This is a genomic window from Streptomyces sp. NPDC001852 (assembly GCF_042891825.1).
Classification (GTDB): domain Bacteria; phylum Actinomycetota; class Actinomycetes; order Streptomycetales; family Streptomycetaceae; genus Streptomyces.
Map to the genome: position 1 here is coordinate 1 of NZ_JBIATN010000071.1, position 13,792 is coordinate 13,792.

Annotated in this window: 13 protein-coding genes; 10 read left to right on the plus strand and 3 right to left on the minus strand. The window is 69.7% G+C overall.

What is annotated here, in order from left to right:
* The first annotated feature begins 295 nt into the window (after positions 1-295).
* The 5 genes from ACFYZB_RS46160 to ACFYZB_RS46180 all read left to right on the plus strand — a co-directional run bounded on the left by ACFYZB_RS46160 (position 296) and on the right by ACFYZB_RS46180 (position 4,610).
* Complete coding sequence (locus ACFYZB_RS46160) at positions 296-820, plus strand: hypothetical protein (RefSeq protein ID WP_388768066.1); 525 nt, start codon at positions 296-298, stop codon at positions 818-820.
* Between the two features lie 181 nt (positions 821-1,001).
* On the plus strand, positions 1,002-1,643 hold the full coding sequence (locus ACFYZB_RS46165) for a DUF4331 family protein (protein WP_388768068.1): 642 nt from the start codon (positions 1,002-1,004) through the stop codon (positions 1,641-1,643).
* Complete coding sequence (locus ACFYZB_RS46170) at positions 1,640-2,158, plus strand: hypothetical protein (RefSeq protein ID WP_388768070.1); 519 nt, start codon at positions 1,640-1,642, stop codon at positions 2,156-2,158. Before ACFYZB_RS46165 ends, ACFYZB_RS46170 begins: the two co-directional genes overlap by 4 nt.
* The gene (locus ACFYZB_RS46175) at positions 2,155-3,228 is read left to right on the plus strand and encodes a tetratricopeptide repeat protein (protein ID WP_388768072.1); all 1,074 of its coding nucleotides are present in this window, start codon (positions 2,155-2,157) and stop codon (positions 3,226-3,228) included. The genes ACFYZB_RS46170 and ACFYZB_RS46175 overlap by 4 nt, the downstream gene beginning before the upstream one ends.
* A 47-nt stretch (positions 3,229-3,275) precedes the next feature.
* Positions 3,276-4,610: a Dyp-type peroxidase gene (locus ACFYZB_RS46180; RefSeq protein ID WP_388768074.1), complete on the plus strand. Its 1,335-nt coding sequence runs from the start codon at positions 3,276-3,278 to the stop codon at positions 4,608-4,610.
* Between the two features lie 72 nt (positions 4,611-4,682).
* Here the strand turns inward: ACFYZB_RS46180 and ACFYZB_RS46185 are convergent, their stop codons facing one another.
* A complete protein-coding gene (locus ACFYZB_RS46185) occupies positions 4,683-5,402 on the minus strand; it encodes a hypothetical protein (protein ID WP_388768076.1) in 720 nt (239 codons plus the stop codon).
* 386 nt (positions 5,403-5,788) lie between these two features.
* Between ACFYZB_RS46185 and ACFYZB_RS46190 the strand changes: the two genes are divergently transcribed.
* Positions 5,789-8,152 carry a SpoIIE family protein phosphatase gene (locus tag ACFYZB_RS46190; protein ID WP_388768078.1) on the plus strand — a complete coding sequence of 788 codons (2,364 nt, stop codon included), beginning with the start codon at positions 5,789-5,791 and terminating at the stop codon, positions 8,150-8,152.
* A 21-nt stretch (positions 8,153-8,173) separates the two neighbouring features.
* Here the strand turns inward: ACFYZB_RS46190 and ACFYZB_RS46195 are convergent, their stop codons facing one another.
* A complete protein-coding gene (locus ACFYZB_RS46195; RefSeq protein ID WP_388768080.1) occupies positions 8,174-8,746 on the minus strand; it encodes a TetR family transcriptional regulator C-terminal domain-containing protein in 573 nt (190 codons plus the stop codon).
* Positions 8,747-8,985: 239 nt separating this feature from the next.
* Between ACFYZB_RS46195 and ACFYZB_RS46200 the strand changes: the two genes are divergently transcribed.
* From ACFYZB_RS46200 to ACFYZB_RS46210, 3 genes are all read left to right on the plus strand, one after another.
* Positions 8,986-10,002, plus strand: a complete 1,017-nt coding sequence (locus ACFYZB_RS46200; RefSeq protein ID WP_388768082.1) for an alcohol dehydrogenase catalytic domain-containing protein — start codon at positions 8,986-8,988, stop codon at positions 10,000-10,002.
* A 76-nt stretch (positions 10,003-10,078) separates the two neighbouring features.
* Positions 10,079-11,122, plus strand: coding sequence for a hypothetical protein (locus ACFYZB_RS46205; protein ID WP_388768084.1), 1,044 nt, complete (start codon positions 10,079-10,081; stop codon positions 11,120-11,122).
* A 169-nt stretch (positions 11,123-11,291) separates the two neighbouring features.
* Entirely contained in the window at positions 11,292-11,963 is a 672-nt protein-coding gene (locus ACFYZB_RS46210) for an enoyl-CoA hydratase-related protein (RefSeq protein ID WP_388768086.1), read from the plus strand.
* 388 nt (positions 11,964-12,351) lie between these two features.
* Here the strand turns inward: ACFYZB_RS46210 and ACFYZB_RS46215 are convergent, their stop codons facing one another.
* Positions 12,352-12,969, minus strand: a complete 618-nt coding sequence (locus ACFYZB_RS46215; RefSeq protein ID WP_388768088.1) for a TetR/AcrR family transcriptional regulator — start codon at positions 12,967-12,969, stop codon at positions 12,352-12,354.
* Between the two features lie 125 nt (positions 12,970-13,094).
* On the opposite strand from ACFYZB_RS46215, the gene ACFYZB_RS46220 reads away from it, so the two are divergent.
* Positions 13,095-13,792: 4,5-dihydroxyphthalate decarboxylase (locus ACFYZB_RS46220; protein ID WP_388768090.1), on the plus strand; the 698-nt coding region annotated here is incomplete at its 3' end.

A 13,792-nucleotide genomic window follows, 5' to 3' on the forward strand; every position in this document is an offset into this window, starting at 1 on the left:
ACATCGGCCACGAACCCGCAGACGACGCCGCTCTCCTGGCCATCGAACGCTACGGCACCCACCACCTCCACCGGCCGCACACCCCCGCCCGCCCCCTCGACGGCCGCCGCCGACTCGACTCCGGCTCAAAGCCGGTTGCGGAGGACCCCTCCTGAGCCTTCGACCCATGCTGTAGTGATCGTCTTGCCGACGCCCCGCGGGGCGACAAAGCTGACATTGGGAAGAATTCGAACAACCTCAGAGCGGAGAAGGAGCCCGCAGGCCGGCCAAGAGAAGATCAAAGGGAGAGGGAGCCATGACGACGCAAAGGTCCGAGACCTCGGCGACTCCGGCGGACGCGACTCCGAAAGTGGCCAGGCAGCCCGACGGTCTCGGCAAGCGAGTCGGGCAGATAGCGGAAATCACCGTGCTCTTCCCGGTCAAGCCAGGCGGAGCGGAGAGGTTTCGCCGGAACGCCACCAAGATCCAGGAAGATGCCTTTCACTACGAAAAGCTTGTCGGAACTGTCCACGACTTCCGCGTCACCTTCATCAACAATGACACCCAGGTCATAGGCGCGGTCACCTATGACGGTGACTTCAAGCCGTACACCGCAGATATCTTCGCCAACGCCGGGCCATGGTTCGACGAGATGTTCGATGGGGTTATCGAGGGCTACCCCGGGGCTAGTGATCCCGGCATCGTCGACTGGCTGAAGCCGAAGATCGTGGAGGCCGACATGTGGTACGCCTCCAATCCGACCATGACGGTCGAGGACACCGCCAAGGCGGAGAAGGTCACGCAGGCGTTCAACATGTTGCTGGATGCTGCGGCCGGCTAGTGGCCCAGGGCTCCCGGCGGTCGCGGCCGCCTCAGCGGGCCGCCCATTGACAGGGGCGTGGCCCAGCAGTTGTTCCCGTCCCAGGTGCTATGGCCGCAGCCATGACACTGGGCTTCACCAGGCGGCCCGGCATCGGCGCACGGTCGCCGGACCGGGACCTTCCAGCAAAGGTCGCACCGTTATGTCCGACCACTTCTCCGGTACCCGTGCCGAGGCGGATCCAGCTATTGACCTCGCCGACCTCTACGCGTTTCCCAGCCCCGCCCAAGCGGGCCGGCTCGTCCTGGTCATGGACGTCTTTCCGAACGCCCGGCCAGGCGCCTTGTTCTCCGACGCCGCCAGCTATCGGTTCCGCGTCCGTCCCACGGCCATTCCAGCGGGTACCCCCGGCTCGCTCTTCGAAGTCGGTACCGATGAATATGCGTTCACCTGCACGTTCTCTGGACCGGTTGGGTCGGACGCCGACGGTGAGGTGACGCAGCGGGGAACGTGCCTACTCCCCGACGGGGAGTCGGTTGCCTTCTCGGTGAACGACGAGCGGGGCGGCGAGGGCCACGGAGTCCGCATCTACGCCGGATTGCGGCTGGACCCCTTCTTCATGGACGTCGGCAAGGAGGTGGAGACGCGGGCTGAGCGGCGGCTCGCCTTCCTGCCCAAGGGCACCAACACGCTGCAGGACGTCGATGTCCTGGCCATCGTCGTCGAGGTGGACGTCGCCCGGCTGCTCGGTCCGGCTCGGCCACCGTCTTTGCCGTCGCGGCGGAAACCGTCACGGCCGGCCCCTACCCCGTGCGCCTGGAGCGGCTCGGCCGTCCCGAGGTGAAGAACGTCCTCATGTCGGACAACGGGGTCGACAGCGCGAACAGGGTCGTGGACCTGCGCGATCTGTACAACGAGGAAGACCCGTTCCGGCTGGGCCCCACCTACGTGAGCGCCTACCGCTCGCGGCTCAACGCCAACCTGGCGTTCTTCGACGGCCTCGACGGCAAGACGGACTGGACGACGCAGCCGGACGGCACGCATCCGCTGACGGATTTGCTGCTGGCCGATTTCCTGGTCGTGGATGCGGCCAAGCCCTACGCCGAGGACAGCTACTTCGAGATCGAGCGGGCCCTGCTGGAGGGAGAGGCGCACACGACCTGCGGCGGCCGGTCACTCAACGACGATGCCATCGACACGCTCTACACGCTGATCGTCAACGCCTTCCACGGCCCCCGAGTCAGCGACGGCGTCGACCAGGCGACCATGCCGGCCTCTCGCGAATTCCCGTATCTGCCACAGCCCAACCTCGACCCGCCCGAACCCGTTTCCGTCCCTACGGCCGACGCGAGCCAATGAGCAGCAGCACCACAGCGGCCGACCGTGTGAGCGACCGGACGCAACTCAGCCTGGAGGGCGGGCCGACGACGACGGCCGGCGTGCTCGCCATGGGCAACCTCAGCGCGCGCATCGAGGGCCTTGCTCGGCAGGCAGCACGGGGAAGCCTGACCGGTGACGGGTGGGGTGAGCTGGTGGAGCTGACCGCCCTGCGCGGGCACGTGCTGGGTCGCATCGACGAGGCCGAGCGCGCTGCGTCACTGGCCGAGGACTTCGTCGACCAAGCACCGTGCGATCCACGCGCCCTTGTGGCCCGCGCCAGGCTGGCGGTCCTCTTCCACCGCTTCTCCGCGGCGCTGGACGATCTCGATGCGGCGGCTGCGCTGGAACCCGACCGAGGCGAGCTGGACGAGGAGCGGGCAGCCGTCCATCAGGCCGTCGGGCGCTACGACGAGGCGCTTGCGGTGCATCGACAGTCCCTGGCGAGACGTCGTGACTTCAGTGCCCTTTGCGCCCTGGCCCGTTGGCATGCCGAGCGCGGCGAGGTGGCCGAGGCCGAGAGGTGGTTCCTGGCGGCGAGACGCGGCTACCGCGGGGTGAGTCCGTTCCCGCTCGCGATGCTCGAATTCCAGTGCGGGCAGGCATGGCTGTCCACGGGCGACCTCGCACGCGCGCGCATCTGGCTGGAGTCGGCCATTCGCCGACTGCCGGCCTACGTGCCGGCACAGGGCCACCTCGCCGAGATCGATGCCGCCGAAGGCAGGGCAGCCGTGGCGATCCTACGCCTGCGCCGACTTGCGCTTGAGAGTGACGATCCGCATTACGGGGCCCAGCTCGCCCGCATCCTGACCACGCGGGAGGCGGGGGCCGAGGCAGAGTTTCGGCGCGCCCACGCCGCCGCTCGCTACGAGAACTTGATGGCGCGCCACCCTGAGGCGTACGCCGATCACGCGGCGGAGTTCTGGCTGACGGTCGGCGCCGACCCTCGGCGGGCACTTGACCTTGCCCGGCAGAACCTCGCCCTTCGGCCGACCCCACCCGCCCGAGCGCTCGTGGATCGCGCGACCTGCCGTGTCGGACGGCACCGGTAGATCCGAAAATTGATACAAATCGGCCGAAGTCTGATCGAGGGGACGACATGACGACGGTCGAAGGCCCGGCCCTGCAGCTGGACGAGATTCAGGGCATTGTGCTGCGCACGCGGCCGTCACCGTACGTCGGCACCTACATCCTGCTGCGGGTGGACGATCCCGGCGCCGGCCGTGAGCTGATGGGACGCCTGGCGGGACTGGTCGACTCCGCTGCCAACTGGTGGCAGCCCCCGCTCCCGGCGCTCCTCAACGTCGCGGTGACGTACCGGGGGCTCGAAGCGCTCCAGGTGCCGCAGACCTCCCTGAACAGCTTCCCGGAGGAGTTCCGGCAGGGCATGGCGGCACGGGCCGAGTTCCTGGGCGACACCGGCGAGAGCGCACCCGCACACTGGGAGCCTCCCTTCGGCACCGGCCAGGTGCACGTCGTACTGTCCCTCGTCGCCGCAGACCAGGAGTCACTGGCCGTCGTCCTCGAACGGGCCCGCCAGGCGCGCGCGCAGCTTCCCGGCCTTCACGTGGTGTACCGGCCGGACCTGTACCAACTGGCCTCAAGGCGCACCAGCTTCGGCTACAAGGACGGCATCAGCAACCCAGCGGTGGAAGGCAGCGGCGCGGCCAATCCACCCGGTGGCGGTCCCGTCCTCAAGGCAGGCGAGTTCGTGCTGGGTTATCCCGACGAGACCGGAAACCTGCCGCCGATGCCGGAGCCGGAGGTGCTGGGCCGTAACGGCACGTTCGTGGTCTGGCGGAAGCTGCACACACGCGTCGCCGCCTTCCGGCGCTGTCTCCACGACAACGCCGGCAGCCCGGAAGAGGAGTCGCTGCTCGCCGCGAAGATCGTGGGCCGCTGGCCGAGCGGTGCCCCCTTGATCCTGGCGCCCGAGCGCGACGACCCGAACCTGGGGGCGGACGAGCAGCGCAACAACGACTTCCTGTACGCATCGGATCCGCACGGTACGGTCTGCCCCCGTGGCGCACACGCCAGGCGTGCCAATCCGCGTGACTCGGAGATCATCGGCGACGTCGACCTCCACCGCCTGATCCGGCGGAGCACCAGCTACGGGCCGCCGCTGCCGGCCGGCGTCCTGGATGACGACGGCGCCGACCGCGGCATCGTGTTCATCGCCGTCAACGCGCACCTGGACCGTCAGTTCGAGTTCGTGAAGTCGCAGTGGTTCAACTACGGCAACTTCACCGGCCTCGACGTGGAGAAGGACCTGCTCACGGGCGACAACGACGGCACGGGCGTCTTCACGATCCCCCAGCGCCCGGTACGGCGTCGCCTGCATGGCGTCGAGCGCTTCGTCATCACCCGTGGCGGCGAGTACTTGTTCCTGCCGAGTCTCAGCGCGTTGCGTTGGCTGGCCAACCCTGGCGGATGAGCCCGCCGTTGAAACGGTACGGGGCGCGCAGCCACCGGTGCCGCTCGGCACGCGCCACGTACAGGCCCGATGTCAGGTGAAGCGAGCGTTGCTGACGTCGATGGAGACCATGGTCTGTTCGAGGATCGGGCGGTTGTCCGCATCGCTTCGGTAGGCCCGGCGTTTGGTGGGCAGGCGGATCCCGTACGCTTCCACGGTGTCATAGACGTACTGTGCCGCGGCGAATCCGCCTGCGATGTCGACGTGATAGTCGTGCCGACGCAGAAGATGGTCGGGGCCGAAGTAAAAGTCCTGTTGAGTGCTGTGGCTGGCGATGTGGGGCGGGAAGGCGGCCCGCAATCCCCGCCAGAGTTCGTCCCCGTCGCGCCATGGTTCGATCTCGGTAACGGCGAAGCCGGGCATCGCCAGCAGGAAGGGCGTGGTGAGATACGTCCACAGCGCGTATCCGTTGAAGTAGGCGCGGTCCAGTGGGTCCCACGGGGTGTTGAGGTCGTGGCCGGTGAACGACTTTCGCGGTTCGTTGCGTTCGGCCACGACGCGGCCGTCGACCTTTTCGATGCTGACTCGGTCGGCCGTGAAGTCGGTCTTCTGGTCGGGAGCGCCGAACGGCATCACGGAGGCGTGCTGCTCGTGCAGCCAGACGGTCATCTCCCGGGGGGTGGAGTCCTGCGGCATCCCCTTGATGACGAACATGTCGCCACCGCTGACGATGGTGGCACGAACCGTGGTGAGTGCGTTCCAGCGGTCGAGCCCACCATGCGCAGCGAGGGCCTCTGCGAGCAACGTGTTCATGTCGGTCTCCTGCTCGGTCGTGCCAGGCGGCGGTGGCCGAAAGGCCACCGCCTGGGCGGCCCGGCTCCAGACGCAGCCGCAGCTGAGGCGGGCCGCGGTGGCCTCGTCAGCCGGGCGGCTCTCTCATCGTTCACGGGTTCACCGGCGTCACGCACCTGGGCGCTGATCCCGGGCACGCTGTGAGCCCAGCCGGAACCGGCGTGGGCGGAGGGCATCCGCCAGTCAGCCCACCCGCTCGGCGCCTGCGCGCGGGGTCGGTGCCGTCCGCCGGTGGAGGTCGTAGGGGTTGTCTCCTGGCGCCCTTCATGCAGACCCGCATCTGGATGCCGGTCTGCGGCGGCGCAGCCCCTGGCCGCCGGGCAAGCTGGAAGGCGGAGGTGGTTGCCGTGGCCGGTGAGACGCCCCTGATGATCGTGGATGGCAAAGGCGTGATCGTGCAGTGGAGCCACCAGGCGGAGGAGTTGCTGGGGCGCCCGGCGGGCGAGGTGGTCGGGCGGCCGGCAACCGACCTGGTCAGCCCGGCCCCCGCGCCAGATGGTGATGCCGCGGGCTCCAGACATGACGCCCTGCGTGACGTTGCAGCGAGAGCCGCCCGCCGTGGCCTGCGCCTGCAGCCGGCGCTGCGCGAGGACGGTTCGGTGACGTGGGGAATCTTCCTTCCACCTGCGAGCGGGATGGCGCCCGGCATGGAGACCGCGGTGCTCGAAGCGCTGTCCGCCCACACGGCAGGGGCTCTCTTCGTGGTGGACGAGGAGCTGCATGTCGTGTCGGCCAACGCCGCCGCGCAGGCCCTGTCCGGTGCGAGCGCACAGCAAATCCAAGGACGTCCTGTGGCCGATGCGTGGCCCCTTTCATCCCCCGGCGAACTGGAGCACATTTTGCGCCAGGCCATGGCGGACGGTACGCCGATGACGGACCACGTGATACGGACCGACCGCGAGCCCCAGCACACGCACACCGTCTCGGTGCTGCCCCTGCACGATGCACCGGGGGCGGTGGTCGTGGCACACGACGTGACCGGTCAGGAAAAGACACGCCGCGCGGTCCAGGCCCTGTATGCCGTCCGGGAGCGGGTGGGACAAACCCTGGATGTGGTGGCCACCTGCCAGGGGTTGGTCGACGCGCTGGTCCCCGAGTTCGCCGACATCGCCGTAGTGGAAGTGGTGGAGCCCGTAGTGCGGGGAGAGGAACCACCACTGAGCCCCCTGGGACGGGATGTGCCACTGCGCCGGGCCGCCTTCGGGAACACCGGCGGTGATCAGCAGGCCCGCGCGCATCCAGTGGGAGACGTCCGCGCACTGCCGTTCCCGACCCCTTATGCCCAGGCCCTGGCCGACCTCAAGCCCCGCACGATCGCCCTGGGCCCCGACACGCCCTGGTTGGCGGCCGATCCGGCGCGAGCCGAAGCAATCCGCGCATCCGGCGCACGTGCCCTGCTCGTCGCACCACTGACGCTGCGCGGAAAGGTGCTCGGATTGCTGAGCCTCTATCGCGACCAGCGATCCGACGGTTTCGACGCGAAAGAACTCGCCCTCACCCTGGAACTGGCCACGCACACCGCCCTGGGCATCGACAACGCCCGCCGCTACACCCGCGAGCACACCATCGCCGCGGCACTGCAGCGCCATCTGCTGCCCCCGGCACCTCCTTCGCAGACCGCGATCGAGACCGCCGGCCTGTACGTGGCCGACGACCGAGGGGCGGGTGGCTGGTCCAACGCCTGCGCCCTGCCCGGCGCCCGAATGGCCCTGGTGGTCGGGGAAGTCGCAGGCCACGGCATCCACACCGCCGTCACCATGGGGCAGCTGCGGACCGCCATGATCTCGCTCGCCGCACTGGACCTCGAACCCGACGAGCTCCTCGCCCGGCTCGACGACGCCACGGCACGTCTCGCGCGGGAGCGGAGGGCGCTGCCACCCGGCGACCCCCTGCGCACGCAGCCCCTCGGCGCGACGTGCCTGTGCGTGCTCTACGACCCGTTCACTCACACGTGCACCATCGCCTCCGCCGGACACCCCCCGCCCGTCGTCGCATGCCCCGGTTCCGGCACCCGGGTCGTCGAGCTGACCGCCGGTGGTGCCCTCGGCGCCGGAGGAGGGCCCCCGTACGCCACCACCACCGTCACCCTGGCCGACGGAGACGTCCTCGCCCTCTACACGACCTCGCTCCTGTCCGCCGTACAGGGCCACGACGGCACGAGCGACCCGCAGTTGCTCCGGCGCATGCTCGCCGACACCGACCGGCCCCTCCAGGACCTGTGCGACGACGTCCTGTACCGGCTGCACGCCGACACCCTGCCCGGCGACGCCATCCTTCTTCTCGCCCGCACCCATCCCTTCCCCGCCGACCGCGTCACCGTCTGGCCGCTGGACCAAGAGCCCACCGCCCCCGCCGTCGCACGGCGGCACGCCCGGCGCCAGCTCACGGCCTGGGGCGTGGACGAGGACACCGCCTACGCCACGCAGGAGATCGTCAGCGAGCTGGTCACCAACGCCGTGCGGTACGGCGCCCCACCCGTACGACTGCGCCTCATCAACGACCGGACCCTGACCTGTGAGGTCCAGGACTCCGGCCCCTCCGCTCCGCGGCTGCGCCACGCACGGTCGGTCGACGAAGGCGGCCGCGGCCTTTTCATCTGCGCCCAACTCGCACACAACTGGGGGATCCGCTACACCAACGACGGGAAGACGGTCTGGACCGAACAGGCCGTCCCCTCACAGCACCCACAGTGTGGGGGGCAGTGCCTGTGAGTCTTCGGCGGCCGGCCGCGATCAGCGCAGGAGGACGCCGAAGACCATGTGGAAGAAGGCGTCGAAGGGAGCAGAGGACTTGTCGGCCCGGGCCGCGATCAGCGTGCCCTCCCAGGCGCTGAGGATGAACAGCGCGGCTTCCTCGGTGTCGAGAGAGGCGCCCAGCTCACCTGCTTCCTGGGCTTCGGTGAGCACGCGTCGGATGTGCGCAGCCCACCGCTGGAAGCCGCCCTGGACGGCGGAGCGGATCTCCTCGGAGTGGTCCGCCACCTCCGCGCCCAGGTTGCCCACCAGGCATCCGCGGGCGAAGCCGCTGGCGACCGTGTCCGCGCCCAGGAACTCGAAGTGCGCCCGAAGCCGCTCCAGCGCAGGGTGGCCGGGTGTGTCGAGCAGGTCGAACCGCAACCCGGCGGCGTAGCGGCTCAGCGCCTCAAGGGCGCTCTCCTCCTTGCTGGCGAAGTGGTTGTAGAACGAGCCCTTAGGAGCCCCGGCCGCCGACGTGATGTCGCTGATGCCGGTGGCGTTGAAGCCCCGCGTGCGGAACTGCTCCAGGGCTGCCTGCGCGATCTCCTCGCGCTTGGATGCGCGTGCCATCCTCACCACCACCTCGGGGTCAATATGTCCGGTCGCCTTGCCGCAGGTCAAACCCTGTCCACCGGGGAAGCGGCTCCCGTCCCCGCCACCACGAGGCCCACGGCCCGGTTCTCGGACCTGCTTGACTAAGTTTAAAACGACCGGTCATATTGAAGTGACCGGTCATATTGGCTGCCGGTCCCCCGCCCCAGCCCTCGGCCCTCCCCGTGTCGGCAGAGGCAGCACCGAGGAGAAGCGTCATGTCCGCGTACCGAGCATTCGAGGCCACCGGTGTCCACCAGCTCCGGCTCGTCGAGCGCGAGCTGGTCGACCCGGAGCCCGGACACGTCCGGCTCAGGGTGGAGGCATGCGGTGTCTGCCACTCCGACGTACTGGCCGTGGAGGGACTGCGCCCCGACCCGTCACGCCCCGTCGTTCCCGGCCACGAGATCGTCGGCGTGATCGACGCCGTGGGCGCGGGCGTCATCGCCTGGAGGCCCGGCGACCGCGTCGGCGTCGGGTTCCTGAACGGGCACTGCTGGCAGTGCGAACCGTGCCGTCGCGGCGACTTCGTCAACTGCGTCGACCAGGAACAGACCGGCACCACCATCGACGGCGGATACGCGGAGGTGACCTACGCCCGCGCGAGCGGACTGGTGCGCATCCCCGACGGCATGCCCGCCGTCGAGGCGGCCCCGCTGCTGTGCGCCGGACTGACCACGCTCACCGCACTCCAGCAGGCCCCCACCCGCGCCGGTGCCCTGGTCGCCGTACAGGGGATCGGCGGGCTGGGCCACCTGGCCCTGCAGTACGCACGCAGCCTCGGACACCGGGTCGCCGCCATCGCCCGCGGCCAGGAGAAGGAGCAACTCGCCAGACAGCTGGGGGCCCACGAGTACATCGACAGCACCCTCACCGACCCCGGCACGGCGCTGGCCGACCTGGGCGGCGCGTCGCTCATCGTCGCCACGGCATCCAGCGGTACGTCCATGAACCCCCTGGTCCGCGGCCTGGCCCCGGGCGGCAGCCTGGTCGTGGTCGGCGCCGCCCCCGACCCGCTGACGGTCGCCACGGCCGACCTGATCTTCGGCACCCGCCGCATCGCCGGCAGCCTGACCGGGTCGTCGATCCAGAACGAGGACAACCTCGCCTTCAGCCTCGCCCACGGCATCCGCCCCGCCACCGAGACCATGCCCTTCACCCACGCCATGGACGCCTACGAGCGGATGCTCTCGGGCAAGGCCCGCTTCCGCGTCGTCCTGGACATGGACGCCTGACCACCCCGCCACCACCCGCGCCGCCGGGCAGGCGAGTCCCGGCCCGCGCCCCTGGCAATCCCCTTGAGGTTCCCCCATGACCGACATGGTCGACACGACAGAGCACACCAGCACGGCCCCGCGCGGCAGCGGGCCTGCGCGTCCAGCCGCCGACATCGTCTCCGACGTCAACGGTCCGCAAGCGATCCGTGCCGCACGGATCAGGCTGCTGTCCGTCTCCCTCGGCACCGCCGGCCTCGGCGGAGCCTGGCAGGCAGCGGTGACCACCTTTCCGTCCGCTCTGCAGGTCAGCGACGCGCTGTTCCTCGTCAGCGGACTGATCTGGCTGGTGTTGCTGGCCCAGTACCTGCGCCATGGCGGGATCCGGTGGCGCAACCTGCGCCACGACCTGCGTCATCCCGGCGACGGCTTCGCCCTCGGGTACGTCCCCATCATCGGCATGCTGATCACAGGACACTTCTCCCGGTTCGAGCTCACCGGGGCACGCTGGGTCTACGCCGTGTTCCTTACCCTGGCCGCCTTCATCGCTGCACGCCTGCTCGCCCACTGGCTCACGGGCGCCCTGAGCAGCACCGCGCTGCACCCGGGCTATCTGCTGCCCGTCTCTTCGGCGCCCTTCGTCGCCAGCGCCGTCGCCTCCAGCCTCGGACTGCCCGGTGTCGCCGACGCCGCCTTCGCGGTGGGGCTGCTGTACTGGCTCGCCTTCGGCACCGTCATCCTCGGCGGCCTCGTCACCGGTGGCCCCCTGCCCGGGCCCGCCCGCCCGGCCCTCACCGTCCTGACCATCCCACCGGCCACCGGCGGAATCGCCTGGACCGCCGCTCACAAGGGCGTCTTCGACGCCGTCGGCTACGGCTTCGCCGGAACCCTGCTCTTCACCGTGCTCCTCGTCGTCTTCCTCCTCCCCGAACTGCACCAGCCCGCGTTCCATCCGGGCATGTGGATCTTCAGCTTCCCCATAGCGGCGAGCACCAATTTCGCCATCCGCTGGATCCACGCGTCCGCACTCCGCGGAGGGCCGGCCCTCACCGGCATCCTCCTCGCTGGTGCGACCTTGGCACTGGGCGTGCTGGCCGCAGCCAGCCTGCACCACCGCGCCCGGCGAACACTTCCCAGCTGACTTCCGCTCCGGCGGCGGAGAGACGCGCACGCCAGAGGCATCACCCCGAGCGCCCACCGGTCCGGCTAACCGGAAGGTGACAGCCCGCAGCCCCGGTCTGCAACCCAGCAGACCCCGACCCCACCGGCCCATGTGCCCTGCCCCACCGAAACCTCTCCAAGGAGCCCTCATGCCCACGCTCGACCGCCACGACGCCGTCTTCGTTCTCGACCTCGGCGACGGGGAGAACCGCTTCCACCCCGACTGGATCGCCTCGGTCCACACAGCCCTCGACGAAGTGGAGAAGTCCGAAGGCCCCCGCGCCCTGGTGACCGCCGCGACCGGGAAGTTCTACTCCAACGGTCTCGACCTCGAATGGCTCGCCGCGCACAGCGACGAGCACCTGGACTACGTCAACTCCGTCCACGGCCTGTTCGCAAGGATCCTGTCCCTCCCGCTGATCACCGTAGCCGCGCTGCAGGGACACGCGTTCGCCGCCGGAGCGATGTTCTCCCTGGCCCACGACTTCCGCCTCATGCGTGCCGACCGGGGCTTCTGGTGCCTGCCCGAGGCAGACATCAACATCCCGTTCACTCCCGGCATGTCCGCCCTCATCCAGTCCCGGCTGACTCCGCAGACGGCCCAGCACGCCATGGTCTCCGCCCGCCGTTTCGGCGGCCAGGAAGCCGCCGCCGCCGGAATCATCGACCAGGCCCTGGACGAGGGCGCCCTGCGCACCGCCGCCCTCGAACTCGCCCAGGCCCACGCGAGCAAGGCCGGCGACAGTCTCGGCACCATCAAGACACGCATGTACGCCCACGTCCTCACCACGCTCCGCGACACGACCAACCCGCTGGGCTGACGCCGTACCGAGGCGGTCGCCGACCCGGGCGGGGCACGAAAACTGCACCCCCACCCCCGGTCGGTGATCACCACCCTGCGGCTGCGCCGCGGCAAGGCAGCCAACTCCGCGGCACCCCGAGTTCCGTCAGCGAGGGGCTGGCCCCCGCTCGTGAGGCTGACTGCACCGGTATGCGCAACCTGCGCGCCGACCCGCAGTTCCACACGGGGGTCTCACCGCCGTCCGCTACTACGCGACCGCGCTGGTCGCAGCCATCAACGAGTGGCTATGACCAGCAGTCCTGTACTGCGCAGTGAGCTACCGCGACGCGCGTGGTGCGGGGATCGATGCGCCAGTGTCCGTCCGGCGTGATGCCGGTGTCGCGCCGCCTTGGCGCAGTCATGGCCCGTCACAAGATCAGCCCGGCGTGCAGGTCGTCTGCGAAGTCGGCCGTGTCCGTGAGTCCGAAGGCCACGCGCTGGAGCAGGAATCCGTGCAGGAGCCCCATCACCACGCGGGCTGCGCGGTCCGGGTCCATGGCGGCGGGCACCGTGCCCGCGGCCCGGCCGCGGCGCAGAGCGTCGGCGACAGTGGCGCGGACCTTTTCGAAGCCCTCCGCGGCCGGGCCGCGTACCTCGTCGTTGCGCAGCACCTCCGCCCACGTCTGCACGACGCAGCGCAGCAGTTCCTCCACTGCGACCTCGTGCCCCGCCGCGTCCTGCACCGTCTCGCCGCTGATGGTGCCGAGCGCGGCGGCCACCAGTTCCGCGACGGACGGGGCGTCCGCGCTCTCGGCCAGCCGCTCAACCGGTTCGAAGATCAGCCGGAACGCGTCGCCCGCGATAGCGAGGATGATCTCCTCCTTGCTGGTGAAGTAGCGGTAAGGCGCGCCGGCCGAGACGCCTGCCTCCGCGGCGATGTCCGGCATCGAGGTCTGGTGGAACCCGTCGCGGGCGAAGCAACGACGGGCCGCGGCGACGATCTCCGCACGCTTCGCCTCGCGGCGCTCGGCTGTGATGCGCGGCATGGCCGCCTCCTTCATCGTGAATGAACATTCATCTTGACAGCTCTACCGTTCCAGGTAGACCCTAAAAGTGAACAGTCATTTACGGAAGCGGGCCACTCCACGGACTCCCGGGAGGAGATCCACTGATGAACACCGAGCTGAGCATCGGCGTCTACGCCTACGAGCACACCGAGGCACTGTTCGACGGCCGGGTCACGGTCGACGGGGTGGACGCGACGTTCGAGACGGCACCGCTCGTGTCGGACATCTTCCGCCGCGCCGTCGAGGGACACTACGACCTCGCCGAGTTCGGTCTCACCTACTTCCTGCGCACCTTCGACCTCGACGACGCGCCGTTCCTGGCGCTGCCGATCCTGCCGAACCGCAACTTCCGGCACTCGGCGATCTTCGTGAACACCGCCGGCGGGATCGTGAAGCCGCAGGACCTGGCCGGCAGGACCGTCGGCGAGTTCGCTCTCTACGGCCACGACGCCGGGATCTGGCCGAAGGGCATCCTGGCCGACGAGTACGGAGTGACCCCCGACCAGTGCCGCTGGGTCATCGGCGGCACCAACCACCCCGTCCCCGCCTTCGACTGGGTCCCGCAGCCCGTCCCGGACGGCGTCGACGTGCGCCACGCGGAGGACGGCCAGACGCTGGGCGCCATGCTCGAATCCGGCGAGATCGACGCACTGATCTCCGTCGACGTGCCGCAGGCCGTGCTGGACGGCTCCCCGAAGGTCGCCCGCCTGTTCCCCGACTACGAGGCCGTGGAGCGCGACTACTACCGCCGCACCGGGATCTTCCCCCCGATGCACATCATCGCGATCCGCAGGGAACTGGC

Coding starts and splice junctions, on each gene's coding strand:
- ACFYZB_RS46160 (WP_388768066.1), top strand. CDS start 296: ATGACGACGCAAAGGTCCGAGACCTCGGCGACTCCGGCGGACGCGACT.
- ACFYZB_RS46165 (WP_388768068.1), top strand. CDS start 1,002: ATGTCCGACCACTTCTCCGGTACCCGTGCCGAGGCGGATCCAGCTATT.
- ACFYZB_RS46175 (WP_388768072.1), top strand. CDS start 2,155: ATGAGCAGCAGCACCACAGCGGCCGACCGTGTGAGCGACCGGACGCAA.
- ACFYZB_RS46180 (WP_388768074.1), top strand. CDS start 3,276: ATGACGACGGTCGAAGGCCCGGCCCTGCAGCTGGACGAGATTCAGGGC.
- ACFYZB_RS46185 (WP_388768076.1), bottom strand. CDS start 5,402: ATGAACACGTTGCTCGCAGAGGCCCTCGCTGCGCATGGTGGGCTCGAC.
- ACFYZB_RS46195 (WP_388768080.1), bottom strand. CDS start 8,746: ATGGCACGCGCATCCAAGCGCGAGGAGATCGCGCAGGCAGCCCTGGAG.
- ACFYZB_RS46200 (WP_388768082.1), top strand. CDS start 8,986: ATGTCCGCGTACCGAGCATTCGAGGCCACCGGTGTCCACCAGCTCCGG.
- ACFYZB_RS46205 (WP_388768084.1), top strand. CDS start 10,079: ATGACCGACATGGTCGACACGACAGAGCACACCAGCACGGCCCCGCGC.
- ACFYZB_RS46210 (WP_388768086.1), top strand. CDS start 11,292: ATGCCCACGCTCGACCGCCACGACGCCGTCTTCGTTCTCGACCTCGGC.
- ACFYZB_RS46215 (WP_388768088.1), bottom strand. CDS start 12,969: ATGCCGCGCATCACAGCCGAGCGCCGCGAGGCGAAGCGTGCGGAGATC.